We start from the raw sequence: 25,666 nt of genomic DNA on the forward strand, positions 1-25,666 counted from the left end.
GGCGTCCCCCATTCCACCGGGCTCAGCCGGGGAGACCGAGAACGGTCAACAGCTGGCCCGGGTAGGCCGCGCCGTCGATGCGGCCGGTCTGCGCGAGAATCCGGCGGCGCACACCGGTGATCGGGTTGCGCATGTGCAGGGTGAAGACGTGGGGTGCGAACTCGACGCCGCCGTCGGACCACGCCTGCCGGAATTTCGGGAATTCCCCGAGATCCCGGATCAGATCGGTGAATCCCTCGGTATTTCCGGAGCGGCCGATCAATGCGCGCATCCAGCCCGCGATCAGCCGGGCGTCCGACTCCCAGTTGACCATCACTTTCGCGGCCAGCTCATGACCGAAGAACCAGCGCAGCATATTGCCGTGCGGGAGCAGTCCGGGGAACGCGTCGTGCCAGGCGGCATTGCACGCCAGCAGGTTGGACCGGATGTCGAGCAGCGCGGCCATATTCGGGCTGTGCAGATCGAGAGTGCGGACCATCTCCGGGGTGATGACCGCGCGCAGTTCCGCCGCGGACGGAGCCTGGTCCGATCCCAGGCCGGACAGATCGTCGAGCTGGCGACGGTCCTCGCTGGAGAGCGGGACCAGCCGGTCCAGATAGCGGGTGAGCGCGGTCACCACTTCGCGAGTGGGGTTTCCGCGGTCGCCCTTCTCCAGATGCGTTATGTAGCTGGCGCTTACGCCGGCATTGAATGCCAGCCGTTCGCGGGAAACACCGCGATTGTCACGCAGCCGCCGCAGCAGGTTTCCGAACGTGGGTGCTTCGAGTTCCCGAAAATCCTGTCCGCATACCGCTCTCGCGCCCACTGGTTCCCTCCTTCTCGGAATCCCGGTGGCCCACCTCGCCTCCCCATAGAGGCACCACCGAGATCCGCTTCAGGACGGATACTTACACAGATCGGTATATGAACCTCTCAGCGCCGCAAATCCAATCAGTATCACCGAATAATCCTGTTGGTATATGTGACACGGGATCGGTGATGGACGGCGGGGAGTCCGATCTCCAAACTACCGTCAAGCCCCCAAAGCCAAGGGCGGTTCCGCGGAAGAGTTTTTCGCTTCCCGTGAACGCACCGGATCCGGGGCGGGCACCGCGTCGAGCAGGCGGCGCGTGTACTCCTCGCGCGGACTGCCGAACACGGCGTCGACCGGGCCCGATTCGACGATACGCCCTTCTCGCAGGACCACCACCCGGTCGGCCACCTGATGCACGACGGCCAGGTCGTGACTGATGAACAAGCAGGCGAATCCGTACTCGGCGCGCAGGTCCGCGAACAGGTCCAGCACCCGCGCCTGCACCGAGACGTCCAGGGCGCTGGTGGGTTCGTCGGCCACCAGCAGGCGTGGGGCCAGGGCCAGCGCGCGGGCCAGCGCGACACGCTGGCGTTGCCCCCCGGACAGTTCGCCGGGACGGCGTGTCGCGTACTCACGCGGCAGCCGTACCGATTCGAGCAGTTCGCCGACCTTGGCGCGGAGCAGCGCGCCCGAGGCCGCCCGGTGCACCCGCAGCGGCTCCCCGATCGCGTCCTCCACCGACCGCCGCGGATCCAGTGAGGCGGTCACGTCCTGATGCACGAGGGCGACGTTCTTGCGCAGCCCGCGCAGTTCGCGGCCCGGTAGCCCGGTGAGCGGGACTCCCTGTAACACCACCTCTCCCGCCGTCGCGGGCACCAGGCCGAGCGCGGTGCGGCCGAGAGTGCTCTTGCCCGAACCGGATTCCCCGACCAGGCCGATCACCTCGCGGGGGGCCAGCGTCAACGACACGTCCCGCAGGGCCTGGAACTGCTTGCCGTGGCGGCGGTAGACGACCGAGAGATCGCGGACGCGCAGCACCGGTTCGGGGTCGGCCGCGGCGGGCGTCTCCGGCTCGGGCTCCGCGGTCACCACGGCCACCGGGGGCGCCGGGGGCGCGCTGTCCTGCGGCAGCACCGGGACGGCGGCCAGCAGTTCCCGTGTGTACTGCGCCCGCGGGCTCGCGAAAAGCTCACGGACCGACCGTGTTTCGACCACCTCCCCGGCCCGCATGACCACCACCCGATCGGCGATGGCGGCCACCACGCCCAGGTTGTGGGTGATGAACAGGATCGCGGTGTCGTTGCGCCGCTGCAGGTCCCGCAACAGGCGCAGGATCTCGGCCTGCACGGTGACGTCGAGCGCGGTGGTGGGCTCGTCGGCGATGAGCAGGTCCGGTTCGCCGGACAGGGCCAGCGCGATCACGACCCGCTGCTTCTGCCCGCCGGAGAGCTGGTGCGGATACCAGTCGACCCGCGTCTCCGGCTCGGGGATGTCGACGAGTCCGAGCAGTTCGATGGCGCGGGCGCGGGCCTGCGCCTTGCCGATCGGCCGGTGGGCGCGCAGGGCCTCGGCGATCTGGCTTCCGATGCGCCGCACCGGGTTCAGGGCGGTCTGCGGTTCCTGGAACACCATGGCGGCCCGGGTGCCCCGCAGGGGCCGCAGCTCGTCCTCGGTGGCGCCGACGATCTCGGTCCCGTCCAGCCGGACCGAGCCGGTGGCGGTGGCGCCGGCGGGGAGCAGCCCGAGCACGGCGCGCGCGGTGAGCGATTTGCCGGAGCCGGATTCACCCACCAGCGCCACGGTCTCCCCGCGCGCCACCTGGACGTCCACGCCGCGCACGACCTCCCGCGCGCCGAAACGTACTGCCAGATCACGAATGTCGAGCAAGGTCTCGGCGGTCATATCACCCTCCGGGCGCGGCCCAGAGCCTGGGCGATCAACAGGAATCCGAGCGTCAGCGCCGACACCACCAGCAGCGGCCCGACCGCCATGGCGGGATTGGCGTCCAGATTGCGGGTGGACTCGGCGATGAGGGATCCCAGCGACGGGTTCGGCGGCCGCACCCCGATGCCGATGAAACTCATGGCGCTGTCCACGAACACGGCCAGCGACAGTGACAGCGCCAGCTGGACTCCGAGCGGTTCGATCACATTGGGCAGCACGTGTTTGCGCAGGGTCCAGGCGGTGCTCGCGCCGATCACGGTGGCGGCCTCGACGAAGGGCTGCTCGCGCACGGCCAGCACGGCGGTGCGGATCTGCCGGCCGAAGATGGGGACCTCGGCGGCGATGATCACGATGGCGACCGCGTGCGCGCCCGGCCCGGTGACCGCGGTCAGCGCGATCGCGAAGATGAGCGCCGGGAACGCCAGGATCAGGTCGAACACGCGCTGCGCCAGCACATCCGCGACCGGATTCACCGTGGCGGCCAGCCCGATGACCGAGCCGAGGGCCGCGCCCGCCGGAACCGCGAGGAAGGCGATCAACAGGTCGACGCGGATGCCGTAGAGCAGGCGGGTGAACACATCCCGATTGAGGTGATCGGTTCCCAGCCAGTGCTCCCCGCTCGGCCCGAGCAGATTGGCCCCCGGGATCTGCTCCAGCGGCCCGTATGTCGTCAGCAGCCCGGCGGCCAGCGCCGTGACCACGATGACGGCGATGAGCAGCACTCCGGCCAGACCCTGACCGCGGGTGAGCGCGCGCCACGGCGAGCGACCCGGATCCGATCGACGCACCGGATCTTCCGCGGCCGGCTGGGCGGTGTGGTCGGCGGGCAGCGTGTCGAGGGCTGCGGCGGACTCGCTCATGCGCGGCCTCCGATGCGGATGCGGGGATCGAGGTACGCGTGGGCGATGTCGGTGAGCAGTTGGAGGCCCACGAACACCGCGACCGAGAACAGCAGCAGGGCTTGCACCACCGGGTAGTCGCGGCGGTTGATGCCCTCTTCGATGAGGCGGCCGATGCCGGGCCACGCGAAGGCGGCCTCGACCAGGACCGCGCCACCGAGGAGATTGCCGGTCTGGATGCCGAGGGTGGTGAGCATGGCGGGCAGGGCGTTGCGCAGGGCGTCGTGGGTGACGATGCGGCGACGTGGGACGCCGAGGGCGCGGGCGGTGAGGACGTACGGCTTGGCGAGTTCGGTGCGCAGCGCCTCGGTGAGGAAGCGGGTCAGCGCCGCCGACACCGGCAGGGCCAGGCACACCGCGGGCAGCAGCAGGTACTGCACGGCGATGTCGGGCCGGGCGAGGAAGCCGTCCGGCGGCAGGCCGCCCGAGGGCAGGACGGGGATGGTCACGGCGAAGACCAGCACCAGCAGCACGCCGGTCACGAAGACCGGGACGGCGACGGTGACGGTATTGGCGGCGGCCACGATCGCATGGATCCAGCGGCGGTCCCACAGCACCGACGCGACCGACACCGCCAGGCTCACGACGACCGCGAGCAGGAGCGCCGCGCCCGCGAGGATGAGCGTGTTGGACAACCCCCGCCCGATGAGGTCGGAGATCTGGCCGCCGATGAGGTACGACCGGCCCAGGTCGCCGGTCACCACGCCGCGCAGCCACGACAGGTACTGGGCGGGGATGGAGCGGTCCAGTCCGAGCTGATGCCGGATGGCCGCGACGGTTTCCGGCGTGGCGTCGGCTCCGGCGAGGATGGTCGCCGGGTCGCCGGGCACCAGCCGCAACAGCAGGAAGATCAGCACCGAGGCCCCGAACAGCACCGCCAGCGCGGAGGGGACCCGGCGCAGCAGGTAGGCGGTCATGCCAGGAACGCCTCGGTCAACGCGAGTTCGCGGCGCTTGGTCCAGTTGAAGCCGTGCAGCTTCCGGGTCGCCGAGCCCTGCGCGTACCGGACGCCGATCTCGATGAGGAACAGGCTGTCGAGCAGCTGATCGCTCAACGCCTGGTAGGCGCGGACCGCGTCCGGGCCGGTGCTCTGCGGCAGCTGCCAGGCCGCGTCGGCGGCCGCCACGTAGGCGGGCGATTCGAAGTGGGAGGCGTTCTTCCGGGCATTGAACGGGTAGGCGCTGACGGTCAGGGTGGAGGGCACGAACTGCGCCCAGGAGTGGTCGGTGATCCACAGGCCCGGGAACTGCGCGCCGATCAGCTGTTTGACGAAGGTGGCGTTGTCGGTGGGCGCGAGTTCCACCTCGATGCCGATCTCGGCCAGGTTGGCCTGGACGATCTGCGCGGCGGCCTCGTACGCGGACACCGCCGTGTTGTAGGTGAGCGGGATCTTCGGCGGCTTGGGCAGCTGGGCCAGAATCTGCTTGGCCTTGGCCACATCTCGCGAGTAGCGGGTGTTGCGGGCGGCGTCGAAGGCCGGCGAGTTCTTGGGCCACGGCAGGTTCGCGGCGTAGCCCGCGCCGCGGAACACCTCCGCGATGATGCGCTCCCGGTCGACGGCGAAGGCGATGGCCTGCCGCAGCCGCACGTCCGACAGCACCGGGTCGGCGACGTTCGCGCCGACGTAGATCTCGATCTCGGCGCCCTCGTAGGTGTAGACGCGGTAGCCGTCGGTCTTGGCCAGGTTCTCGTTGTCGCGGTAGGTGACGCCGTCGGCGAGGTGGATCTGCCCGGTCTTGAGGGCGTTCAGCTGCGCCTGGTTGTCGGAGATGATGGTGAGTTCGACCCGGTCCAGGTAGGGGCGGTCCGGCACCCAGTAGTTCGCGTTCTTCTCGAACACCAACTGCTGGTTGGGGATTCGCTGCACGAATCGGAACGGCCCGGTGCCGACGATCTTCTCGCCGGTGCCCAGCTGGTCGATCGATTCGCTGTCGAGGATGGGCACGGTGTCGAGCAGGTCGAACAGATTGCTCAGCGGGTGCGCCAGGGTGAGCGTGATCCGGTGCGGGGCGCTGGCGTCGATGCCGGTCACCGCGGCGGCGGTGCTCTTGAGCTGGCCCGACCATTTCGGGTCGGCGTAGGTGCGCAGCGAGAACTCCACATCCTTGGAGGTGAAGGGGCGGCCGCTGTGGAATGTCACGTCGTCGCGCAGTTCCAGGGTGATGGATTTGCCGTCGGGCGCGACGGTCCAGCTCTTGGCCAGCAGCGGCTGCGGTTCGAGCTTGTCGTGCGGGTACCGCACCAGGGTCTCGAAGACCAGGCCGACCACGTACGGCGTGGTGCCGGTATTGGTGAGCAGGTTGGCGGGCACGAGATCGACCAGCACGCCGTACTTCAGGGTCCCGCCGCGCACGGGTTGCGCATTGTCGTCGCCGCCCTTCTGCCGGCTCACCGCCGAGGTGCAGGCGGCCAGCGCCCCGCCGCCGAAGATCGCCAGGGCGGCGACGGCCGAGCCGCGCAGGAAGGTACGGCGGTGCAGGGCGCCGGGGGACGAATTCATCTGGAAATCCTCGAGTGTGGACCGATCGCTGGATTGTGTGCGGCGACGCTAACCGCGAATGCATGACGGATCACCCGTTGCACGCAGCCAGAGTGAAACCCTGGCCGTCACACCGGCGGGCGGCCTTTGCTGGGGAGCATGTCAGTCCCCGCCCATGCCCGTGGTTATGAGAGTTTCTCCGGTGAGATCGGCCGCACCACCGCCGATTCCACACCGGAATGGCAGTATCCGCCGGTCGCGCCCGCCGGTGCGCCGAATGTCGTGGTGGTGCTGGTCGACGATATGGGGTTCAGCGATATCGGCCCGTTCGGGTCGGAGATCGACACCCCGGTTCTCGATCGGCTGGCCGCGAATGGTTTGCGGCTCACCAACTTCCACACCACGCCACTGTGCTCGCCGTCGCGCGCGGCGCTGCTGACCGGAATCAATTCCCACCGCGCCGGTTTCGGTTTCGTCGCCAATGCCGATCCCGGATATCCCGGGTTGCGGCTGGAACTGGCCGACGATGTGCTGACGCTGCCGGAAATCCTGCGCGCCAACGGATATGCGACCTACGCGGTCGGGAAATGGCATCTGGTGCGCGACGCCACGCTGCACCCGGCCGCGCGACGCGATTCCTGGCCGACGCGACGCGGATTCGACCGGTATTACGGCTCCCTGGAGGGCCTGAACTCCTTCTACTACCCGAATCAGCTCATCTCGGACAGCTCGCCGGTGAATATCGAGGAGTATCCCGAGGACTACTACCTCACCGACGACTACACCGATCGCGCGGTCGGCTACATCAAGGAACTGCGCGCGCACGACGCCACCAAGCCGTTCTTCCTGTACTTCGCGCACACCGCCATGCACGGTCCGCTGCAGGCCAAACCGGAGGATCAGGCCAAATATCGGGGCCGCTACCGCGAGGGCTGGGATCGACTGCGGCAGAGCCGATTCGCCGCGCAGCTCGCGCAGGGCTTGTTCCCGCCGGGGACCGAGCAGAAGCCGCGCAATACCGAGCCGGGTTACGAGGCCCAGGAATGGGAGGCGCTGACCGACGAGCAGCGGTCGCGGTTCGAGCGGTACATGGAGGTGTACGCGGGCATGGTCGACAGCATCGACCAGAGCCTGGGCCGGATCGTGGACACCCTGGAACAGCTCGGCGAGCTGGACAACACCATCATCGTGTTCACCTCCGACAACGGCGGCACCGCCGAGGGCGGACCGGAGGGCACCCGCACCTACTTCGCGCAGTTCGCCCAGGTCGACGAGCCGGAGTGGGAGCGCGACGTCCCGCACGACGACGAACTCATCGGCACCGCCAAGCTCGGCGTGCACTATCCGCGCGGCTGGGGACAGGCCTCGAACACGCCGTTCCGGTTCTACAAGGGCCAGACCTTCGCGGGCGGGGTCCGGGTGCCGTTCGTACTGTCCTGGCCGCAGGGGCTGCCGCGGACCGGCGACGACAGCGGGGTACGCCAGGAGTACGTCTACATCACCGATCTGGCTCCCACGCTGCTCGACCTGATCGGCCTGGAGCGGCCGAGTGTTCGTAACGGCCTGCCCGCCAAGGACTTCGACGGCATCTCCGCGGCGCGGGTGCTGCACGATCCGTCCGCGGTCTCCCTGCATGTCGAGCAGTACTCGGAGATGACCGGCCATCGCGGCTTCTACCGCGACGGCTGGAAGCTGCTCGCCCTGCACGAGCCCGGCCGCGATATCGACGACCCGCGCTGGCAGCTCTTCGACGTCCGCGCCGACCCGACCGAGCTGCACGACCTGTCCGAGCGGCTGCCCGACAAGGTGGCCGAGCTCGCCGCCGCGTGGGACGAAGCCGCTTGGCACAACACGGTTTTCCCGTTGCTCACCCGCCAGGATCTGGCGCTGCGGCGGCCCGAGGAGGCGCGGCTCGGCGATCCGGTCCGGATCCTCCCGGGCACGCCCACGCTGGAGCGATACCGCTCCCAGCGGCTCATCGCCTATCGCGACTTCACCATCACCGTCGAACTCTCCGGTTATCGGGCCGGGGACGAGGGCGTCCTGGTCGCACACGGTGACCCACTCGGCGGTTACCTGCTCTATGTCGAGAACGGTCGACTGATCTTCGGTTACAACGCCTACGGGCGGTACGCCACCCTAGACGCGGGCGAGATCGCCGAAGGCAGTCGGCTCCTCACCCTGTCGGCGACGGTCCGGCCGCACCTGCGGTGGGATTTCACGCTGGGCATCGACGGGGTGCGCGCCGGCGAATTGCCCGACCAGGTGCAGTTGGCGGGCATGTCGCCGTGGACCGGCATCTCGGTCGGGCTGGACGCCCGGGGACCGGTGGCGTGGGACCTCCGGGAGCGCCGGGGTGTGTTCCGCTACAGCGGCGAGCTGCGCGCCGTCACGTATCGCCCTGGAGCCGTGCGTGTTCCGGAGGACACGCAACGCGCGCTGGATGCCGAAGCCGAATTGATCGCGGAGTAGGCACGACGTCACGGCATTTCCAGGACCCTTGCCGAGTTCTTTCCCGCGAGCCCCCAACAGCGATCATCCAGCTATTCGAAGGTGTGTTAACAAATATTAAGTAAGCGAGAACCAACCGTTTCGGAAGCTTCACCGCCACTGGTCCGAAACACCTTCACGGGAACACGTTTCACCGGGCGCGGAAGGGTTTTCCCAGGTCGCGAGAGGAGGGTGTGACCTCGGCCGCTACCCCTCAGTGACCGGAACATTGCGGCGATCTCACAGCTCACAAACTCCTTTCGAGCATTGTGAGCAAACCGTTTTGATGCCTCCCCGGACGTCCCTACAGTCGAGCCAGCAGCCCGGTTTTCCAGCTCGAAGGGGGCGTTATGACCATCACGCAGAACGGACACTCGTCCGCCGATGCGCTGCTTCGACTGGGGAAGTACTTCAACCGCGGCGAGGTGTCCGGTGACTTGCGCACCCTGCACAAGACCGGTGGCCGTGAGGCCGACGAGTTCTATCGGGACCGCTGGTCACACGACAAGGTGGTGCGCTCCACGCACGGTGTGAACTGCACCGGCTCCTGCTCGTGGAAGATCTACGTCAAGGACGGGGTCATCACCTGGGAGTCGCAGCAGACCGACTACCCGAGCGTGGGCGCGGACAAGCCGGAGTACGAACCGCGCGGCTGCCCGCGTGGCGCGTCGTTCTCCTGGTACACCTACTCCCCCGCGCGCATCCGCTACCCGTACGTGCGCGGCGTGCTGCTCGAGCTGTACCGCGCGGCCAAGGAGCGGCTGAAGGATCCCGTGCTGGCATGGGAGTCCATCGTCGAGGACGCCGACAAGGCCAAGTCCTACAAGTCCGCGCGCGGCAAGGGCGGTTTCGTCCGCGCCGAGTGGTGGGAGGCCGCCGAGATCGCCGCGGCCGCGCACGTGCACACCATCAAGAAGTACGGCCCGGACCGGGTCGCGGGCTTCTCCCCCATTCCCGCCATGTCGATGGTGTCGCACGCGGTGGGCGCGCGGTTCATCTCGCTCATCGGCGGCTCCATGCTGTCGTTCTACGACTGGTACGCCGACCTGCCCGTCGCCTCCCCGCAGGTCTTCGGCGACCAGACCGACGTGCCGGAGTCCGCGGACTGGTTCGACGCCGGATACCTGATCATGTGGGGCTCCAACGTCCCGGTCACCCGGACCCCGGACGCGCACTACATGACCGAGGCCCGCTACCGCGGCCAGAAGGTCGTGGTGGTCTCCCCCGACTACGCCGACAACACCAAGTTCGCCGACGAGTGGGTGCCCGCCCGTCCCGGCACCGACGCCGCCCTGGCCATGGCCATGGGTCACGTGGTGCTGCGAGAGTTCTTCCTGGACAAGCAGACTCCCTACTTCGACGACTACGTCAAGCGCTTCACCGACCTGCCGTACCTGGTGGCGCTGGACGAGCACGACGGCGGCTGGGACACCGACGGTGACTACAGCGGCCACACCTTCACCCCCGGCAAGTTCCTCACCGCCGCCGATCTCGGCCACACCGGCGAGGGCGTGGAGCACCAGACCGTCCTGCTGGACGCGGACGGCGCTCCCCGGGTGCCCAACGGCTCCCTCGGCCACCGCTTCAACGAAGCGGGCAAGGGCCGGTGGAATCTGGATCTGGGCGACATCGATCCCCTGCTGACCCTGTACGGCCGCACCGATGATGTTGCGGCCGTGCAGTTCCCGCGCTTCGACGGGCTCTCCGCGGGCAGCGATGCGGCTGTCCTCACCCGCGGCGTGCCGACCACCGTCATCGCGGGGCGACGGGTGACGACGGTGTTCGATCTCCTGCTGGCGCAGTACGGCGTCGGACGGTCCGGCCTGCCCGGCAATTGGCCGACCGGCTACGACGACGCGACTCAGCCCTACACTCCCGCCTGGCAGGAGTCGATCACCGGCGTCCCCGCCCAACAGGCCGAACGCCTCGGGCGCGAATTCGCCGACAATGCCGAGCGTTCCCGGGGCCGGTCCATGATCCTCATGGGCGCGGGAACCAACCACTGGTTCCACAGCGACCAGATCTACCGCTCCTTCTTCACCCTGACGCTGCTCACCGGCTGCCAGGGCGTGAACGGCGGCGGCTGGGCGCATTACGTGGGCCAGGAGAAGTGCCGACCCGTGACCGGCTGGGCCACACTGGCTTTCGCCTCCGACTGGCAGCGGCCGCCGCGCCAGATGCAGGGCACCGTGTTCTGGTACCTGGCCAACAACCAGTGGCGCTACGACCCGTTCACCAGCGAATCCTTCGCCTCGCCGCTGAGCAAGGGCGCGTTCGCCGGGCGGACCGCGGCCGACAATATCGCGCTCGCTTCGCGTTTGGGCTGGATGCCGTCCTACCCGACGCTGAACCGCAATCCGCTGGATCTGGTCGACGAGGCGGACGAGGCGGGCAAAGCGCCCGCCGACTACGTGGTCGACGGCCTCAAGTCCGGCGATCTGCGCTTCGCTTGCGAGGATCCCGACGCGCCGGAGAACTTCCCGCGTGTCCTCACCGTGTGGCGCGCCAACCTGCTCGGCTCGTCCGGTAAGGGCAACGAGTACTTCCACAAGCATCTGCTCGGCGCCGATTCCAACCTGCAGACCACCGAGGCCACCGGCATTCGCCCGCAGGAACTGGAATGGCGCGACGAGGCCGCCACCGGGAAACTGGACCTGTTGATGTCGATGGACTTCCGCATGACGTCCACGACCCTGTTCTCCGACATCGTGTTCCCGGCCGCCACCTGGTACGAGAAGCACGACCTGTCCTCCACCGACATGCACCCCTTCGTGCACGCCTTCACCCCGGCGATCTCCCCGCCGTGGGAGGCGAAGACCGATTTCGAGGCCTTCCACCGCATCGCCCGCGGGTTCTCCTGGCTGGCCGAGAAGCATCTCGGCGTGCGCAAGGACCTGGTCGCGATGCCGTTGCAGCACGACACCGCCGACGCCATGGCGCAGGCCGGTGGCCGGGTACTGGACTGGAAATACGGTGAATGCGAACCCGTTCCGGGTGTCACCATGCCGAAACTCGTTGTCGTCGAACGCGACTACCCGAAGGTCGCGGAGAAGATGGCCGCGCTCGGACCGCTCGTGGAAACTCTGGGACTCACCACGAAGGGTGTCACCACAATTCCCGATGCCGAGGTAGATTACCTGCGCGGCGTGAACGGCACGGTGGTTTCCGGTGTCGCGCAGGGCCGTCCGTCTCTGGCCAAGGACACCCACGCGGCCGAGGCGATCCTGGCACTGTCCGGCACCACGAACGGCCGGCTCGCGGTGGAAGGGTTCCATGCGCTCGAAGAGCGCACCGGAACCGAGCTGGCCGATCTGGCTGCCGAGCACGAGGGTAAGCGAATCACCTTCGCCGACACGCAGGCCCGGCCCGTTCCGGTGATCACCTCACCGGAATGGTCCGGGAGCGAGACCGGCGGACGCCGCTACTCCCCCTTCACCATCAATGTCGAGCGGTCCAAGCCCTGGCACACCCTCACCGGCCGCCAGCACTTCTACCTCGACCACGACTGGATGATGGAGCTCGGCGAGCAGCTGCCGATCTACCGGCCGCCGCTGGACATGAGCGCGTTGTTCGCCGAACCCGGCATCGGCAACGTCGATGGCAACGGGGTGACCGTTCGGTATTTGACGCCGCACTCCAAGTGGTCCATCCACTCCGCGTATCAGGACAATCTGCACATGCTCACGCTTTCGCGTGGCGGGCAGGCGATCTGGATGTCGGACGTGGACGCCAAGAAGATCGGCGTCGCCGACAACGACTGGATCGAGGCGATCAACCGCAACGGCATCGTGGTGGCGCGCGCCATCGTCTCGCACCGCATGCCCGAGGGCACCGTGTTCATGTACCACGCCCAGGACCGCGCGGTGAACGTCCCCCGCATCGAGGGCGGCGAGAACACCAAGGTCGGCAAGGGCAAGCGCGGTGGCATCCACAACGCGCTGACCCGGATCATGATCAAGCCCTCGCATCTCATCGGCGGCTACGCGCAACAGTCGTTCGCGCTGAACTACCACGGCCCCACCGGAAATCAGCGCGACGAGGTCACCACGATTCGTAAGCGCTCGCAGGAAGTGGAGTACTGATATGCGCGTCATGGCTCAGCTCGCCATGGTCATGAACCTGGACAAGTGCATCGGCTGCCACACCTGCAGCGTCACCTGCAAGCAGGCGTGGACCAACCGCTCGGGCACCGAATACGTCTGGTTCAACAATGTGGAAACCCGTCCGGGACAGGGTTATCCGCGGCGTTACGAGGACCAGGAGAAGTGGAAGGGCGGGTGGACCCTCGACAAGAAGGGCCGCCTGACGCTGAAGTCCGGATCCCGGATGAAGCGGCTGCTCAATATCTTCGCCAACCCGGACCTGCCCACCGTGTCGGACTACTACGACCCGTGGAGCTACGACTACGAGAACCTGCTGTCCGCCCCGCAGATGGACACCACCCCGGTGGCCAAGCCCAAGTCGCTGATCACCGGTGAGGACACCAAGGTCACCTGGGGCGCGAACTGGGACGACTCGCTGGGTTCGGGTCCCGAGCAGGTCGGCAAGGACCCGTTGCTGGCCAAGCTGTCCGAGCAGGTGAAACTGGAGTTCGAAGAGACCTTCATGTTCTACCTGCCGCGCATCTGCGAGCACTGCCTCAACCCGTCCTGCGCGGCGTCCTGCCCCTCCGGCGCGATCTACAAGCGCGCCGAGGACGGCATCGTGCTCGTGGATCAGGACAAGTGCCGCGGCTGGCGGCAGTGCGTGACCGCGTGCCCGTACAAGAAGATCTACTTCAACCACAAGACGGGCAAAGCGGAGAAATGTACTTTCTGCTACCCGCGTGTGGAAGTCGGCATCCCGACCGTGTGCTCGGAGACCTGTGTCGGCCGGCTGCGCTACATCGGCGTCATGCTCTACGACGCCGACAAGGTGCTCGAGGCCGCCTCGGTCGAGAACGACCAGGACCTGTACCCGTCACAGCTGGGCGTCTTCCTCAACCCGCACGACCCGCGCGTCATCGCCGAGGCCGAACGGGCCGGAATCTCCCCGGAATGGATTGCCGCCGCACAGGATTCGCCGGTCTACAAGCTGATCGTCGACTACCAGATCGCGCTGCCGCTGCATCCGGAATACCGCACCATGCCGATGGTCTGGTACGTGCCGCCGCTGTCGCCGGTGGTCGACACCCTCACCCAGACCGGGCACGACGGCGAGAACCACAACAACCTGTTCGGAGCGATCGACGCGCTGCGAATTCCGTTGGAGTACCTGGCCGAACTGTTCACCGCCGGTGAGATCGGCCCGGTGCGCGCCTCGTTGCAGCGGCTGGCGGGCATGCGGTCGTTCATGCGCTCGATCAACCTCGGCCAGGAGCCCGACCTGTCCATCCCGGACGCGGTCGGCCTGGAGCCCGAGGAGATCGAGGCCATGTACCGGCTGCTCGCCATCGCCAAGTACGAGCACCGCTACGTGATCCCCTTCGGCGCGACTTCCAAAGCGCACGAACTGGATTCGCTCGCCACCGGCTGCTCCCTGGACACCGACGGCGGCCCGGGCATGACGGCCTTCGACTACATGGCCGACAAGTTCCACCTCACCGATACCAACGGTGCCGCCGCACCCGAGCAGAAGTCCAACCGGATCAACCTGCTCAACTGGGACGGCAAGAGCACCAGCGGGCTGGTGCCCACGTCCGCCAACGGCAACGGCGCCGCTGGTAATGGCAATGGAGCCAATGGAAATGGGCACCACACCCCCACACCGGAGCCGGCGGCCGTCGACACCGAATCGATCGAACCCGAACCGACGGGAGCGGCGCGATGAACCTGCTCAGACTGCGGCGGCGTTCCGTACCCGCCGTCACCGCGAGCGACAACGATCGGCGTGAGGTGTGGCGGCGGGACGCGCTGTCGCTGGACTACCCGCACCCGCGCACCCGCGCGCTGATCGACGAGCTCGACGCCAACTCCGAAACCGGTGGCGCCGCACCGGAATCCACCGAGGCGTCGCGATGAGCCTGCTGAAACTACGCCGCCGCCCCGAGCCCGCCGTCGCCCTGAGCGACCGGGACCGGCGGCTGGTGTGGCGGCTGAGCGCGCTGCTGCTGGACTACCCGAACGCGCAGACTCTCTCGCTGCTCGACGAACTCGACGCCGCCGCCGCGGAACTGCCGGACTCGGTGCGCCCGCTGCTGGCCGGGTTCCTCACCCATCTGCGCACCGGCGACCCGATCGCCCTGGCCCAGGAGTACGTCGAGACCTTCGACATGCGCCGCCGGGCCAGCCTGCACCTGACCTTCTACGCCTACGGGGACACCCGTAAACGCGGGATGGCGCTGCTGCGGTTCAAGCACGCCTACCGGCACGCCGGGGTCGAACTCGGCGACGAGGAATTGCCCGACCACCTGCCCGTGCTGCTCGAGTTCGCCGCCACCGTCGACCCGATCGGCGGCGAACGGCTGCTGGGCGAACACGTCCCGGTCCTGGAACTGCTGCGGTTGTCGCTTTCCGACAGCGGATCTCCCTACGCCGGGGTGCTGGCGTCGGTGGTGGCGACCCTGCCACCGGTCACCACCGCCGACCGCCGGCGCATCGCCGAACTCGCCGCCCAGGGCCCGCCGGAGGAAGAGGTCGGCCTCGACCCCTTCGCCATGGACCCGCTCGCCTTCTCCGGAACGGAGGCCCGCCGATGAGCTCCGCGCTCTGGCTGATGCTCCCCTACATCGCCTTCACCTCGTTCGTGCTGGGCCACCTGTACCGCTACCGCACCGACCAATTCGGCTGGACCACACGGTCTTCGCAGATCCACGAGTCGCGGCTGCTGAAGCTGGGCAGCCCGCTGTTCCACTTCGGCATGCTCGGGGTGATCGGCGGACACGTGATGGGTGTGCTCATCCCGGAGTCCTGGACCGATGCCATCGGCGTGTCCGAGGAGGCGTACCACCTGGTCGCCGTGTCCGCGGGATCGGTTGCGGGACTGGCGGTCATCATCGGCGTCGCCATCCTGGCATACCGCCGGCTCACCGTCTCCGCCGTCCGGCAGGCCACCTCGGTCAACGACAAGGTCATGTACGTCCTGCTGACCGCGGCGCTGGTCACCGGCCTGCTCAACACCTGGGGCAGCAATCTGCTGTGGGGCACCTACAACTACCGCGAGACCGTGTCGCCGTGGTTCCGCAGCCTGTTCACCCTGCACCCGGAGCCGGAGCTGATGGTCGGCACGCCCTGGACCTTCCAGCTGCACGGGCTGGTCGTGCTGGCGCTCATCGCCTTCTGGCCCTACACCCGCCTGGTGCACATGTTCTCCGCGCCGGTCGGTTACCTGGTGCGGCCGTACGTGGTCTACCGCAGCAAGCCCGACAAGTCCGCGGACAAGAAGCGCTACGCGAAAGCCTGGGAGACCCCGGCCATTCCGCGCCGCTGAGGCGGATTTCGCACATCAGGAAACCGGGCGTTCATCGAATAGTCGATGGCGCCCGGTTTCTCGCGGTGTTATCGTTCGGCCCGGCCCAACCGACTGGTCGGGCCTGAATTGTCTTCGGGGGAATCCATGTTCAATTGGTATGTCGGCCTGCTCGCGCTCAGCGGGGTGATCATGCTGGTGCTCGCCTCGGTCCGTGAGGGGCAGAGCAACACCGCGCGCACCATCGACGCCGTCTTCGGGCTGGTCTATCTCGGCTACGCCTTCTACCTCGCGTTCCTCTTCGACGGCGACTCCTACCTGATCTTCTTCCAGGCCTTCATCCTGCCGGTCGTGATGGTGGTCAATTTCTTCCGCAATCGCACGCCGAAGCCGAAACTCACCGACACCCAGAAGGCCTGGCGCGAATACCAGAAGTCGAACGGGCAACAATAGCCGGGTGTTCTCGAAAAAGACCGAGCCCGAGCGGGTCACGCCACCCAAAACGCCCTGCCCCGACTGCGGGGGACACCGGGTAGCGGTGGGCTGCAGTATGGAGATGCGTCTGGTGCCGCGTGGGGGCGGGCGGTCGCTGTCGGACCTGCGCGCGCTGGTCTGTCTCGGTTGCGGGCGGGTGTTCTTCTACGCCGACCGGCTCGACATGGTGCGCGAGGCGATGAAGTCGAGGACCTCCTGAGCGCTGTGCACGGACTGCTCCCGGGCGGCGGACCGCAGGCGGTCCAGGGCGTCGTCGACGCGCTCGTCCGGGCTCTGATCCGCGCCCAGCACTACGATCGCCTCCCAGGTCGCCGGCCCCGGATCCGGCTGGGCCAGTAGCTCTTCCAGGTAGGCGCCGGGCTCGAGGAGGCGCAGGGCGCGACGGCCGTGGGCGTGTACGCGGCGGGGCAGCTCGGCGCGGATGGCCTCGATGTCCTCGGCCTGGACATGGCCCGGCTGGTAGCGATCCAGCCGCACCGACCACAGCTCGTCGGACTCGGCGGGCAGACCCTCGCCGGGGAGCAGGCCGGGGCCGGACGCCGCCTCGGGCGCGAGGGGGCGCAGTCCGTAGCGCTCGGTGCGCCACACGCGGAATTCCTGCCAGGCCGCCGGGGTCGCCCACGCGCCCAGGCCGAAGCGCAGCACCTGCTGTCCGCCGGTGAAGGTGCGGAAGGTGCGGGTGCGGGCGATGGTGGCCACGCCCTCGGGCAGCACCCGAGTCCAGGTGGGGTCGGCCCCCTCGAAACCGTACGGCTGCAGCAACTTCCCCGTGTCGCGCATCAGGCGGCGCAGTGCCGATTCCGGTTTCACCATCCTCGCAGATTAGCGGTGGCCGCCGACAGGATCCCGGACCTCCGCCATCCGCCCAGGACGCGGCGCGTCGCAATGGACACGCCGCGCCCTGGGCCAGATGTCAGTGGCCGGAATAGATGTCGTTCACCGTGCCCGCGTAGCGGTCGTTATTGGTGAGCGGTTGCAGACCCAGAGCGGTGTCGATGGTGCGGAGCAGACCGTACTGGTCGGTGCGCTGGGAGCTGGTGTACCCGGCCTTCACCGTGTTCTGCGAGCCCAGCACGATGGTCGGAACGCGGTTCGGGTACATCGGGCCGAACGCCTTGACCGTGCCCTCGTCGAAGGTCACGATCAGCAGGGAACGCTGCGTCTTCCACGCCGGCGAGTTCAGGATCGCCGGCAATGTGGCACTCAGCCACTGGTCGCCCGAGGCGACGCCGCAGCCCTCCATGTTGTGGCATTCATTGGCCGCGAACCACACGAAATTCGGTGTGGTGGCGGCGGATTGCAGGTCGGTCTTCATCTGCGTGAGCGGCTGCAGGTGCGCGGCGCAGTAGGCCGGATCCGATTTCATGTTCTGGAAGTACAGGAACGGCAGGTCGTCCTGGTAGTACTCGCCATGCTGGGTCTGATCGCAGTTGCCGTTGGCGTCCTCGGCGTACCCCTTCCAGGTCTTGCCCGCGGCGTCGACGCTGTTACCGATATGGCGCGCGTTCAGAGTCGTGGTGGTCACGCTGTTGTCGACCAGCCCGTACAGTCCGCCCGCCGCCAGGGCGACGTAGTTCGGATCGCTCGGATGCGTGGTCGCGAAGGACTGGCTCAACGTCGAGCCCTGCGGCCGCAGGCCATTGATGTAGGGGGCCTGAGAGTTTCCGATGATGCCGGTGATGCCGTCGTAGTCCTGGTTCTCCAGGTAAACCATGAAGACGTGGTCGTAGCCCGGCACCGTGGTGGTGGACTGGCTCAGCGACGGCGCGGGCAGGGCGGCGCCGATGGTGAACGACAGATTGTCGGCGTAGCCGTCGGTGGTGTCGCCGTTGGTCCAGGTGAAGTCCACCGCGACCCGCACCGAGCGGGTGCCCTTGGGCAGCGTGCCCTTCACATCGCGCTGCAGCAGTTCGGTTTTGAGGCCGCGGTCGATGCTGCTCACGCTCCCGGCGTCGGCCGAACCGATCTTGGAACGCGACCCGTCGAGGAAGGACACGGTCAGGCCGGCCTTGTCCATCTGCGCGCCGTAGCCGCCCAGCCAGCCATTGAGGTCGAAGCTCACGCCGCCCTGGTCGATGGCCGCGGCGGCGCCGGAGATGTCGATCCACTGATCCATCTCGGAGCTGCCGGTACCGCCGCCGGTGAAGAACTTCGCGCCGCGGTCCGACGGGCCGGTCGAGGACGGTCCGGGCCAGCCGGATTGGCCGTAGCACACCGCGTTCGGCTCGCCCTTGCCGGCGTTCCAGCCCGGCAGCGTCATGCCGTCGAGCCCGCGCGGAGAGCACTGCGCCACCGCTTCGGCATCGCCGTCCACGATCAGGTTCGGGCTGGTGACCGCGGCCTGCGCCACGGTGGGGGTGACGGCCGAGCCGCTCAGGACGGACAGTGCGGCCGCCGCCGAGAGCGCGAGGACCTTGCCGAGGTGTTGTCGAACGCCATTGTGGCGCATAGGTATTCCTTACGGGTCGTTACAAATACGACCCGAATGGAACACGCTTCAGATGTCCAGCCGCCCGACCTGTCATGGCCGGGCGGTGAACACCGTTTACTTAACGGGCTTCTTCTTCTTGGAGCGGGCCCAGTTGTTCATGATCGGCAGGTCCACCCAGTGGTAGAGCGCCGCCGCGATCACCGTCGACACCACCAGGCTCAGCATCGCGAAGCCCGCCCAGCCGACGACGCCGAACTCCTTGCCGCCGATCAGGTATCGGGTGATCAGCACCATGACCGGGAACTGGATCAGATAGAAGGCGAAGGAGATATTGCCCAGCCACACCATGCGCGGATGGGAATTGACCTTGCCGATGCCGTGCAGGTCACGGTTCGCCATGGTGGCGACCACCGCGGTCATCGGGGCCAGCATCAGGACCGACATCTTGTAGTTCACCGGCACGACCCAGGTCAACGCGTACGAGATGGTCAGCGCGACCATCGGCCACAGCAGGTTGGTGTTGCGCCACTTGCCTTCCAGCACCATGCGCGCGGCCAGCACGCCGAGGAAGAACTCCGGCAGGCGGGACAGCGGGAAGGTGTAGCTCAGCCAATACGACAGCGACACCGGGATGTTCGCCTGCTGGAACCACGCCGGGGAGGCGTGCAGCTCGTAGTACGGCGACGTGGTGCCCGGGACCAGTCGCGGCGCGAACGCGTTCGCGATGCCCTTGGGGCCGTCGAAGAACAGGAAGTACGAGGTGTGCAGGGCGGCGATGCCCAGCAGCAGGACCGCCGCCGCCAGCACCAGCCGGCGCGTGGGGATCTTCATGATCAGCGGCAGCACCAGCGGGAAGCTCAGGTAGAACAGCATTTCCGCGGCCAGCGACCAGGACGGCACGTTCAGGCCGCCGACCGTGGTCCACTTGGGCACGTAGGTGTGCACCAGCAGCAGGTTCGGCACCCACACCACCGCGCGGTGCAGCGGCACGCTCGCCACCACGATGAACGCCGCGGCCGCCAGCAGATGGGACGGGTAGATCTTCAGTACGCGACGGCGATAGAACGCGCCCTTCGCCATGCCCGGCCGGAACGACCAGTAGATGATGAAGCCCGACAGCACGAAGAAGAAGGTCACACCCGCCGCGCCGAGCTGCATCGGAATCCACGCGTGGATGTTCCGGAACATCTCCGACTTCTGGAACGGGTACACCGGCAGGAACACCAGCGCGTGCAGCACGAACACCGCGAACGCCGCCCACCAGCGCGCGCCGGTCAGCGACGGCAGCGGCGGGCGGACCCGGGCGGCGCGTTCGATGACGGATTCGACGGCGGGCGCGGCGGTTTCGACAGGGCGGGCCGCGGGCGCCGGTTGGATCAGTTGAGTGGAGAAGGACTCCACCGCGAGCGCGGTGGGATCCTCCCGCGTGCCGGGCACGACTTCGGGTGGTCGGGTCATCGGGCGTACCTCTCCTGCAGGGCGTTGGCAATCACGGCGTCGCCCTGCGGAGCCGGATGGAACGGCAGACCGGCGACATTGACTTTCGGGTCGAACACGCCGTTGACCCACTGGTCGGGTGTGCACAGCCCGTGCCCGCGGGTGAGCGCCCGGCTGTCGAGGTACTCGATCTTCAACAGGGCCGCGGCTTCCCGCTGCGCCTGATCGAATCGATCGAGATAGTCGACGACCGTGCGGCCCTTGGGCTGGCCGATCTCGAGACCGGCGATGTCGAAGCAGATCGCGTCCTGGCCGGGCGTGAACAACTCCGGATACCCGACGATCACGATGCGCGCGTTCGGGGCGTAATACCGGACGTAGGCGACGACCTTGCTGATCCGTGCGGCGTACTCGGCGCCGGTCACGTTCTTCGGGTCGGCCATCCGGCCGTCGGCCACCGCGTCGGCCCCACAGCCGCCCGCGGGGTCGTAGAAGCAGGCCTGCATCGAGTCCCACGGCGACTTCGTGGAGTCGCCCCACACATCGTTGAGACCGAACTGCAGGGTGACCAGCTTCGTCTTCGGACCGAACGCGCCCGCCTTGTCGGCGTTGCTCGCCTGGACCTTCAGGATGTAGCCGTTCCCGGTGTCGATCGACGCGCCCGGGCAGGACTGGTTCCACACCTGTCCGTCGCCGCGCAGGCCCAAGCGGTCCTGCAGCTGCGCCGGCCAGGCGGTGGCGCCGTGCTGACAGGTCTTGTCCTGCCCCAGCGGGTCCCACCCGTTCGCGGTGAACGAGTCACCCAGAATGACCAGTTCTCTACCTTGCGGAGTCGAATCCGCCTGTGCCCCCGAAGTTCCCGCCATGGTCGCGGCGACTGCCATCACCGCGGCACACAGCCACCGTCCGTTGTTTCCCGACACGTGCACTTATCTCCGTCTTTCAGAACCTGCGCTGGTGCGTCAGTACCCTGCGCGAGGCTCGAAGCCGGGGGCGTCCAGCGTCGGCGGCGCCTGCTTGGCGGGCGCTTCGACCTGCGGCGCGGGCTTGGGCGCGACCGGCTGCGGCGCGACCTGCTGCGGCGCGGGTGCCTCGACCTGCGGCGCGGGCGCCGGGGCGGGGGCCTCGGCCTTGGGGGCCTCGGTGGTGGCCGGCGGGGCGGCGGGCGCGGGGGCCGCGCTGCTCGCGGGAGCGGCCGAGCTGCTCGCCGGGGCGACCACGGAGGTGGTCGTGGCGGGCGAGTCGGTGGCCTTGTCGCTGCCACACGCAGCGAGTCCACCGATGAGCAGGACGGAACCGATGGCGGCCACGGTGGCGCGAGCGGTCGACTTGCCGGTGATGCGGATGTTCATGTTGGAACCCTCGTATCGCAAATTGAACTGCGGATTTTTCACTTTTGCGCGGAGTGTACAAGAGGCTGCGAGAGCCGCGACAGGGGTTCGGCAAACTGCAAAACCCCTGCGCAACCAGCAGACTCGACGAGTAGCTACCGACGGACAAACCGTCGATAACCGGCTGTGCACACGGTCAGTGACCGTAGCGGTCGTAGATGGCGCGGGCGACGACGGTGTCACCCTGGGTGGACGGATGGAAGAACAGACCGTCGAGATCTGTCCGGGGGTCGAACACACCGTTCAGCCACGGCTGCGACGAGCAGAGCCCATGACCGGTGGTGAGCCCGCGGGCATCGAGGAACTCGATCCCGAGTAGTTGGGCGGCTTCTCGCTCCGCCTTGTCGATGCGGTCGAAGTACTCGACCACCGCGCGACCGCGCGACTGGATGAAGGGCGCGACGCCGCCGATGCTCAGGCAGACCGTGCCAGTGCCCGGCGTGAACAGCTCCGGGTAACCGACCAGGACGATCTTCGCGTTCGGCGCGTAGTACTTGATGTAGGTGACGGCATTGCTCATGCGCTTGGCCATCAGCGCGCCGGAGACCCCGTTGTAGTCGGGGAAACGGTTCTCGTCGACGGCCTCGGGGTCACAGCCGAGCGGAAGGTTGAACACGCACTTCTGCAGCGACCCCCACAGCGTCTGGTCGTTCTTGCCCCACTTGTCGTTGAGGCTGAACTGCAGCGTCACCAGCTTGGTCCTGGGACCGAACGCGCCTTCCTTGTCGGCCTTCTGCGCCTGCTGGGCCATGGTCCAGCCCGGGCCGCTGTCGATCGACGAACCGGGGCAGGACGGGTCCGACACCCGGTCGGTGCCGTGCACGCCCATCAGCTCGGCCAGCTGCACCGGCCAGGCGGTGCGCCCGTGCCGATTGCAGGAGTTGTCCGCGTCCATGAAGTCCCAGGCGTTCGCCGAGAACGAATCGCCCAGGGTCACAAGCTCTCTGCCCCCGGCGCCCGGATCGGCGCCGGCGGGGGTGGTACTCATCGCGGAGACCGAGGCCGCCACCGCGACGACGGCAGCACACAGCCACCGTCCATTCTTGCCCAGCAACTGACTAGTCCAGCTCTCTCAGTATCCGGCGCGGGGTTCGAAGCCCGGTGCGTCCAGGGTGGGCGGGGCGGGCTTCGCGGGCTGCTCGACCTGCGGAGCGGGCTTGGGCGCCACCGGTTGCGGGGCGACGGGCTGCGGCGCGGGGGCTTCCGGCGCGACGGGCTGCGGGGCGGCCGGTTCGGTGGCCGCGGGCTCCGGCGCGGGAGACTCGGCGGGCGCGGGAGCGGCGGCCGTGGTGGTGGGCGCGGGGGCGCCCGTGGCCTTCACCGCCGACGACACCACCGCACCACCGGTCGGTGAGCCCTCTGAGGACTTGTCGCTGCCGCACCCTGTGACCCCCGCGAACAACAACGCCCCGCCGAGCACTGCCGCGGCGGCACGAACGGCGAACACCCCTGGTGTAGCAGACTTCATCAGTACCTCGAATCGGAGCTCAAAACTGAAGTGATAGATGTTCACTTCAGCGGGGAGTGTACAAAACCAGCCACCCCTACCCGCCCGGATTCGGAAAACTGGCCCCGACTGCTGGGGGCATCGGATCCGGTCCGCCCTGATCAGGCAAACCGTACCCGCAACCACCGGTTCCAGTCGGTCGGCACCCGAAACTATCCCACCCAGTGGTCCGGGGCTACCCCCCAGCGAGCCCCGGACCCCTCGGCGCGCCGCGGAACTAGTCCGGGATCGCGACCGTCGACGGGAGGTTCACCCAGCTGGGGGCGTCGGGATCCAGCCGCAGATGTTCGGGCTTCAGACCGGAATCGGCCAGGAAGATCATCGGCGGGAGGGCCTTGGGGAAATTGCTCGCGTAGACGTCGATCCGGAGGCGGTGGCCGGGCCGCAGGACGGCCTCGATCGGGGTCAGGGCGATATCGAGGGTGACCGGGACGCCGGGGACGGTCTGCTGCCGCCGAGCCAGGTCCAGGTAGTAGTGGGGTTCGGTGTAGTCGCCGTTGGCGGAGCGGAGGCTGGCGTCCTCGTCGATCTGACGCATGGAGGCAACCAACTGGCCGGTCGCGATCTCGTGCGAGACACCGTCGGGGGCAACATCGTTGACGGTCGCGACCCAGTACCCGTCGGCGGCGTCCTCGACCACGTTCAGGTGGACGTTGATCGGGCCCGACACCGTGGTCGGGGCGGACACCGGGCTACTGGTGAAGGACAGGCCGTCGTTCTCCCAGACACGGGAATCGTTGGTGCACAGGTCGAGAATCGCGGTCAGGCCCGCGGTGATGCGGGCGGCGTCGCGGCCGCACAGGCTCGACAGGGCCGGGGTGACCGTCAGATCGCGCACGGCCGGCTGCCCAGGGTCGGCGGACAGGCCGCCGTCGTAGCGGGAGCCGGGACCGGTGCCGGACGGGATGTCGTTCAGATACATCCGGCGGTAGACGGCGTCCGCGCGCGGGAACTCCGGCGCGTCGGTCCAGCCGCCGCCCTGCTGCTTCACGATCAGCGGCGTGAATCTGTCCACGCCATTGTCGATTCCGCGCAGCCAGTGGTCGAACCAGGCCCGCTGCAACACATCCAGGCGCGGCGGCATCCCCGGATGGCCGAAACCGCCGACGCCGGAACCCAGGTGGTAGCCGTCGCCCATGATCAGTTTCTTCTGCTCGGGCGGCAGCGGGATGGCGGCGAAGGTGTCGGTGGGCGTGGTGCCGAAGATGTCGAACCACGCGCCCACCATGAAGGTCGGGACCCGGATGTGGGTGATGTCGGTCTTCAGGCCCCGCCGGAAGCCCGAATTCGGGTCCACCAGTTCACGGGTCCGCGCGGTCAGCTGGTCGGGGGTCAGGGCGGTGTAGCCGTTGACGACCATGTCGACCAGGGTCAGCGGATCGGCAAGGCGGTCGCGCAGCCAGCGGGATTGCTGTGCGGGATCGAACTTTCCGACCAGCAGCGCGGTCACGTCCGGAATCATCTTGAGCGCGTTGACCCCCAGCAGCCACGGCACCAGGAAGCCGACGCCCACCGCGGCGCCCGGGCCCGCGATATCGGTGAAGATGTCGGCGCTGCCCTCGTAGGCGAACACCGCCTTCAGGCCCGGCGGCATCCGGTCGGTGGCCTCCAACGCGGTGATCGCGGTGAACGAGATCCCCATGGCCCCAACGGTTCCGTCGCTCCAGGACTGGCGGGTGATCCAGTCCACCACCTCGGCGACATCCTGCTTCTCCCGGTCGCCGAAGACCTGCCAGGCGCCCTCGGAGGTGCCGGTGCCCCGGGTGTCGACCTGCACCAGGGTGTATCCCGCCTCGGCGAGCGCCCAGTCCTGCGCGGCCGCCTCCAGCGCCCCGGAATCCAGCTGCCGGGTCATGTCGAACAGGCCGTCCACCCCGACGCCCGGCAGATTCAGCGACGCGGCCCACGCCTCCAGCGGCTGTTTGATGCCGAGGCCGTCGGCGGCGCTGAGCACCGCCTCGCCGATCAGCAGCGGCAGCTTGCCGTATCCCTGCATCTGGAGGATCACCGGCCGGCGACCGTCCGGGACACGGCCGTTGTCGGCGGGATGAATGATGTCGGCCTTCAGCACGACGCCGTCGGACATGGTGATCGGCACGGCGAGATCGGGGACGATCCCGTTGTGCGGCTGCGGTCCGTCCACCGCGGCGGTCCAGTCCGCCGCGTACGGGCCGCCGTCGATTCCGGTGAATGCGGTGTCCGACACGGCCATCGGGGCGAGGAACTGGGTTCCCGCCACCACCGCGGCCATGATCACCAGCACTTTCCCGGCCGATCTCCGGGTTCGCCATCGCACCTTCAGCATTGAGTCCCACCTCTCGCACCGTTGTTGGGACAGATTGTTGCTACTGGCCGGTAATAACGACTCGCCCCAGGGCGACATCGTTTTACCCCTGTACGACAAGCCCATTCGG

General features: G+C 68.0%; 20 protein-coding genes. 7 read left to right on the forward strand and 13 right to left on the reverse strand.

Annotated features, from left to right (window positions below):
- Window positions 1-22 precede the first annotated feature (22 nt).
- The 5 genes from ACQP06_RS28725 to ACQP06_RS28745 form a co-directional block, all read right to left on the reverse strand.
- Entirely contained in the window at window positions 23-805 is a 783-nt protein-coding gene (locus tag ACQP06_RS28725; protein WP_433667754.1) for a helix-turn-helix domain-containing protein, read from the reverse strand.
- A 207-nt stretch (window positions 806-1,012) separates the two neighbouring features.
- Complete coding sequence (locus tag ACQP06_RS28730; RefSeq protein ID WP_433667756.1) at window positions 1,013-2,695, reverse strand: dipeptide ABC transporter ATP-binding protein; 1,683 nt, start codon at window positions 2,693-2,695, stop codon at window positions 1,013-1,015.
- Complete coding sequence (locus ACQP06_RS28735) at window positions 2,692-3,597, reverse strand: ABC transporter permease (RefSeq protein ID WP_433667758.1); 906 nt, start codon at window positions 3,595-3,597, stop codon at window positions 2,692-2,694. The genes ACQP06_RS28730 and ACQP06_RS28735 overlap by 4 nt, the downstream gene beginning before the upstream one ends.
- Window positions 3,594-4,553, reverse strand: coding sequence for an ABC transporter permease (locus ACQP06_RS28740; protein ID WP_433667760.1), 960 nt, complete (start codon window positions 4,551-4,553; stop codon window positions 3,594-3,596). Before ACQP06_RS28740 ends, ACQP06_RS28735 begins: the two co-directional genes overlap by 4 nt.
- Window positions 4,550-6,136 (reverse strand): ABC transporter substrate-binding protein, encoded by a 1,587-nt coding sequence (locus ACQP06_RS28745; protein ID WP_433667762.1) that lies wholly within the window; start codon window positions 6,134-6,136, stop codon window positions 4,550-4,552. The genes ACQP06_RS28740 and ACQP06_RS28745 overlap by 4 nt, the downstream gene beginning before the upstream one ends.
- A 138-nt stretch (window positions 6,137-6,274) precedes the next feature.
- On the opposite strand from ACQP06_RS28745, the gene ACQP06_RS28750 reads away from it, so the two are divergent.
- The 7 genes from ACQP06_RS28750 to ACQP06_RS28780 all read left to right on the forward strand — a co-directional run bounded on the left by ACQP06_RS28750 (window position 6,275) and on the right by ACQP06_RS28780 (window position 16,444).
- Window positions 6,275-8,587 (forward strand): arylsulfatase, encoded by a 2,313-nt coding sequence (locus ACQP06_RS28750; RefSeq protein ID WP_433667763.1) that lies wholly within the window; start codon window positions 6,275-6,277, stop codon window positions 8,585-8,587.
- Window positions 8,588-8,955: 368 nt separating this feature from the next.
- On the forward strand, window positions 8,956-12,687 hold the full coding sequence (locus tag ACQP06_RS28755; protein ID WP_433667764.1) for a nitrate reductase subunit alpha: 3,732 nt from the start codon (window positions 8,956-8,958) through the stop codon (window positions 12,685-12,687).
- Window positions 12,688-12,697: 10 nt separating this feature from the next.
- Window positions 12,698-14,413 carry a nitrate reductase subunit beta gene (narH, locus tag ACQP06_RS28760; protein WP_433673453.1) on the forward strand — a complete coding sequence of 572 codons (1,716 nt, stop codon included), beginning with the start codon at window positions 12,698-12,700 and terminating at the stop codon, window positions 14,411-14,413.
- A complete protein-coding gene (locus ACQP06_RS28765; RefSeq protein WP_433667766.1) occupies window positions 14,410-14,604 on the forward strand; it encodes a hypothetical protein in 195 nt (64 codons plus the stop codon). Before narH ends, ACQP06_RS28765 begins: the two co-directional genes overlap by 4 nt.
- Entirely contained in the window at window positions 14,601-15,281 is a 681-nt protein-coding gene (gene narJ, locus ACQP06_RS28770) for a nitrate reductase molybdenum cofactor assembly chaperone (RefSeq protein WP_433667768.1), read from the forward strand. The genes ACQP06_RS28765 and narJ overlap by 4 nt, the downstream gene beginning before the upstream one ends.
- On the forward strand, window positions 15,278-16,012 hold the full coding sequence (gene narI, locus ACQP06_RS28775) for a respiratory nitrate reductase subunit gamma (protein ID WP_433667770.1): 735 nt from the start codon (window positions 15,278-15,280) through the stop codon (window positions 16,010-16,012). The genes narJ and narI overlap by 4 nt, the downstream gene beginning before the upstream one ends.
- 126 nt (window positions 16,013-16,138) lie before the next feature.
- A complete protein-coding gene (locus tag ACQP06_RS28780) occupies window positions 16,139-16,444 on the forward strand; it encodes a hypothetical protein (protein ID WP_433667772.1) in 306 nt (101 codons plus the stop codon).
- Window positions 16,445-16,630: 186 nt separating this feature from the next.
- Here ACQP06_RS28780 and ACQP06_RS28785 read toward each other — a convergent pair whose 3' ends face one another.
- The 8 genes from ACQP06_RS28785 to ACQP06_RS28820 all read right to left on the reverse strand — a co-directional run bounded on the left by ACQP06_RS28785 (window position 16,631) and on the right by ACQP06_RS28820 (window position 25,557).
- Window positions 16,631-17,299 carry a hypothetical protein gene (locus ACQP06_RS28785; RefSeq protein WP_433667773.1) on the reverse strand — a complete coding sequence of 223 codons (669 nt, stop codon included), beginning with the start codon at window positions 17,297-17,299 and terminating at the stop codon, window positions 16,631-16,633.
- A 100-nt stretch (window positions 17,300-17,399) separates the two neighbouring features.
- Window positions 17,400-18,935, reverse strand: a complete 1,536-nt coding sequence (locus tag ACQP06_RS28790; RefSeq protein ID WP_433667775.1) for an alkaline phosphatase family protein — start codon at window positions 18,933-18,935, stop codon at window positions 17,400-17,402.
- A gap of 96 nt (window positions 18,936-19,031) precedes the next feature.
- On the reverse strand, window positions 19,032-20,375 hold the full coding sequence (locus ACQP06_RS28795) for an acyltransferase family protein (RefSeq protein ID WP_433667777.1): 1,344 nt from the start codon (window positions 20,373-20,375) through the stop codon (window positions 19,032-19,034).
- On the reverse strand, window positions 20,372-21,277 hold the full coding sequence (locus ACQP06_RS28800) for an SGNH/GDSL hydrolase family protein (protein ID WP_433667779.1): 906 nt from the start codon (window positions 21,275-21,277) through the stop codon (window positions 20,372-20,374). The genes ACQP06_RS28795 and ACQP06_RS28800 overlap by 4 nt, the downstream gene beginning before the upstream one ends.
- A 39-nt stretch (window positions 21,278-21,316) precedes the next feature.
- The gene (locus ACQP06_RS28805; RefSeq protein ID WP_433667780.1) at window positions 21,317-21,706 is read right to left on the reverse strand and encodes a hypothetical protein; all 390 of its coding nucleotides are present in this window, start codon (window positions 21,704-21,706) and stop codon (window positions 21,317-21,319) included.
- A 175-nt stretch (window positions 21,707-21,881) separates the two neighbouring features.
- The gene (locus ACQP06_RS28810) at window positions 21,882-22,733 is read right to left on the reverse strand and encodes an SGNH/GDSL hydrolase family protein (protein ID WP_433667782.1); all 852 of its coding nucleotides are present in this window, start codon (window positions 22,731-22,733) and stop codon (window positions 21,882-21,884) included.
- 84 nt (window positions 22,734-22,817) lie between these two features.
- A complete protein-coding gene (locus ACQP06_RS28815) occupies window positions 22,818-23,213 on the reverse strand; it encodes a hypothetical protein (RefSeq protein ID WP_357086951.1) in 396 nt (131 codons plus the stop codon).
- A 256-nt stretch (window positions 23,214-23,469) separates the two neighbouring features.
- Window positions 23,470-25,557: a CocE/NonD family hydrolase gene (locus ACQP06_RS28820; protein WP_433667784.1), complete on the reverse strand. Its 2,088-nt coding sequence runs from the start codon at window positions 25,555-25,557 to the stop codon at window positions 23,470-23,472.
- Between the last annotated feature and the right edge of the window lie 109 nt (window positions 25,558-25,666).

The sequence above is a fragment of the Nocardia sp. CA-136227 genome (genome assembly GCF_050955695.1).
Taxonomy (GTDB): Bacteria; Actinomycetota; Actinomycetes; order Mycobacteriales; family Mycobacteriaceae; genus Nocardia.

What these genes read in the sequence shown, in the direction of transcription:
- ACQP06_RS28730 (WP_433667756.1), bottom strand. Translation starts at nt 2,695, where the DNA reads ATGACCGCCGAGACCTTGCTCGACATTCGTGATCTGGCAGTACGTTTC.
- ACQP06_RS28735 (WP_433667758.1), bottom strand. Translation starts at nt 3,597, where the DNA reads ATGAGCGAGTCCGCCGCAGCCCTCGACACGCTGCCCGCCGACCACACC.
- ACQP06_RS28740 (WP_433667760.1), bottom strand. Translation starts at nt 4,553, where the DNA reads ATGACCGCCTACCTGCTGCGCCGGGTCCCCTCCGCGCTGGCGGTGCTG.
- ACQP06_RS28745 (WP_433667762.1), bottom strand. Translation starts at nt 6,136, where the DNA reads ATGAATTCGTCCCCCGGCGCCCTGCACCGCCGTACCTTCCTGCGCGGC.
- ACQP06_RS28750 (WP_433667763.1), top strand. Translation starts at nt 6,275, where the DNA reads ATGTCAGTCCCCGCCCATGCCCGTGGTTATGAGAGTTTCTCCGGTGAG.
- ACQP06_RS28755 (WP_433667764.1), top strand. Translation starts at nt 8,956, where the DNA reads ATGACCATCACGCAGAACGGACACTCGTCCGCCGATGCGCTGCTTCGA.
- narH (WP_433673453.1), top strand. Translation starts at nt 12,698, where the DNA reads ATGGCTCAGCTCGCCATGGTCATGAACCTGGACAAGTGCATCGGCTGC.
- ACQP06_RS28765 (WP_433667766.1), top strand. Translation starts at nt 14,410, where the DNA reads ATGAACCTGCTCAGACTGCGGCGGCGTTCCGTACCCGCCGTCACCGCG.
- narJ (WP_433667768.1), top strand. Translation starts at nt 14,601, where the DNA reads ATGAGCCTGCTGAAACTACGCCGCCGCCCCGAGCCCGCCGTCGCCCTG.
- narI (WP_433667770.1), top strand. Translation starts at nt 15,278, where the DNA reads ATGAGCTCCGCGCTCTGGCTGATGCTCCCCTACATCGCCTTCACCTCG.
- ACQP06_RS28780 (WP_433667772.1), top strand. Translation starts at nt 16,139, where the DNA reads ATGTTCAATTGGTATGTCGGCCTGCTCGCGCTCAGCGGGGTGATCATG.
- ACQP06_RS28785 (WP_433667773.1), bottom strand. Translation starts at nt 17,299, where the DNA reads ATGGTGAAACCGGAATCGGCACTGCGCCGCCTGATGCGCGACACGGGG.
- ACQP06_RS28790 (WP_433667775.1), bottom strand. Translation starts at nt 18,935, where the DNA reads ATGCGCCACAATGGCGTTCGACAACACCTCGGCAAGGTCCTCGCGCTC.
- ACQP06_RS28795 (WP_433667777.1), bottom strand. Translation starts at nt 20,375, where the DNA reads ATGACCCGACCACCCGAAGTCGTGCCCGGCACGCGGGAGGATCCCACC.
- ACQP06_RS28805 (WP_433667780.1), bottom strand. Translation starts at nt 21,706, where the DNA reads ATGAACATCCGCATCACCGGCAAGTCGACCGCTCGCGCCACCGTGGCC.
- ACQP06_RS28810 (WP_433667782.1), bottom strand. Translation starts at nt 22,733, where the DNA reads ATGAGTACCACCCCCGCCGGCGCCGATCCGGGCGCCGGGGGCAGAGAG.
- ACQP06_RS28815 (WP_357086951.1), bottom strand. Translation starts at nt 23,213, where the DNA reads ATGAAGTCTGCTACACCAGGGGTGTTCGCCGTTCGTGCCGCCGCGGCA.
- ACQP06_RS28820 (WP_433667784.1), bottom strand. Translation starts at nt 25,557, where the DNA reads ATGCTGAAGGTGCGATGGCGAACCCGGAGATCGGCCGGGAAAGTGCTG.